The following is a 1,233-nucleotide window of genomic DNA, read 5'->3' as shown; positions in this document are numbered from 1 at the left end:
TGACCCTTACCCCGTTTTTAGGTCCACCAAGTTAAGGTGAGGGTTAGTTGTTTGGGTAATTAACATATCTAATTCTTTTTTTGCAAACTCTTTGGGTGTTAAATAATCCAAAGAGCTATGCGGTCTTTCCTCATTGTAGTGTTTACGCCATTCTTCAATCTTTATGCGCGCTCGAGTTAAGGTCTTGAATCGATTCTGATTTAGGAATTCATCTCTAAAGCGCCCATTAAAGCTCTCTATATATGCATTCTGCACAGGCTTGCCTGGATCAATAAAATGCAAACTGACGTTGTTGACCTTACTCCAATGAATAAGGCTGTAGTTCGCAAACTCAGGCCCGTTATCAAGAATGATTGCTTCGGGAAGATGGCCGCCATTCTTTAATTCATTTAAAACCTTTACCGGAAGGAACTCACTCATACTTATTGAGGTATGTACTGTCGGCGATCTTCTAGAGAAAATATCTACAACGGTAAAACATCTAAATTTGCCTCCACCTTCCAATCGATCAGAGATAAAGTCCATAGCCCAAACCTGATTCTCCCGACTAGGAATGGGAAAGTCTCGAGTCGGAGGGATAAATAGCTTCCTTCTCTTTCTCTTTTGAAGAACGAGTAACTTCATTGTCTTTGTAATTCGATATACGCGTTTTCGATTTACATAATGGCCACGCCTTTTCAAAAGAGCAGTTAATCGTGGCACCCCATATCTTGGATGTCGTTCCTTAATTTCCAGGATGGCCTTGATTACCATTGGGTCTTCTGTTTTCTGACTTGTATAGCGATACTGTGAGCGACTTAAACCCATCAGCCTGCAAGCTCGTCGCTCGCTGAGTTCGTAATTAGCAACCCAATCACGAACTAGCTCCTTTCGTTCTTCAGACTTTAAAACTTTTTTAAGGCAGCCCTTAAGAGCTTAATTTCTTGTTCTTGCTCTTTAATTTTCTTTTCAAGACGATTTACCTTCTTTTTGTCGGAAGAACTTCGTTGTTGATCGGCGAAGCCCAATCCTCGATGCTTCAAAAGAATTCGATATAAAGCCGTCTCTGAAACTCCATATTTATTGCAGATGTCCGCATTACTGTGGCCGTCCTCGACTTCTTTAACTATGGCTTCTACTTCTTCTTGTGTTCTCTTTTTGTACGACACGACGCTCATGCCTCCGCCTTTCTGAACTATAACTGTTCAAGGCTCACCGTGCAAAGTGGTGGTACTAAAAATGGGGGTAAGGTCA

General features: G+C 41.5%; 1 protein-coding gene and 1 pseudogene. Both read right to left on the bottom strand.

All coding sequences use genetic code 11. The annotated features are described in order from the left end of the window. Positions 1–6 precede the first annotated feature (6 nt). Positions 7–837: pseudogene (locus NWE73_RS18085) on the bottom strand (IS3 family transposase); the annotation flags it as partial. Between the two features lie 47 nt (positions 838–884). Beyond that, the gene (locus NWE73_RS18080; protein ID WP_277579771.1) at positions 885–1,157 is read right to left on the bottom strand and encodes a transposase; all 273 of its coding nucleotides are present in this window, start codon (positions 1,155–1,157) and stop codon (positions 885–887) included. Positions 1,158–1,233 lie beyond the last annotated feature (76 nt).

Source organism: Bdellovibrio svalbardensis, from assembly GCF_029531655.1.
Taxonomy (GTDB): Bacteria; Bdellovibrionota; Bdellovibrionia; order Bdellovibrionales; family Bdellovibrionaceae; genus Bdellovibrio; species Bdellovibrio svalbardensis.
This window is presented reverse-complemented; position numbering and strand designations above follow the sequence as displayed.

Bases quoted from the DNA above. Each gene is read 5' to 3' on its own strand.
- NWE73_RS18080 (WP_277579771.1), bottom strand. From the start codon at position 1,157: ATGAGCGTCGTGTCGTACAAAAAGAGAACACAAGAAGAAGTAGAAGCC.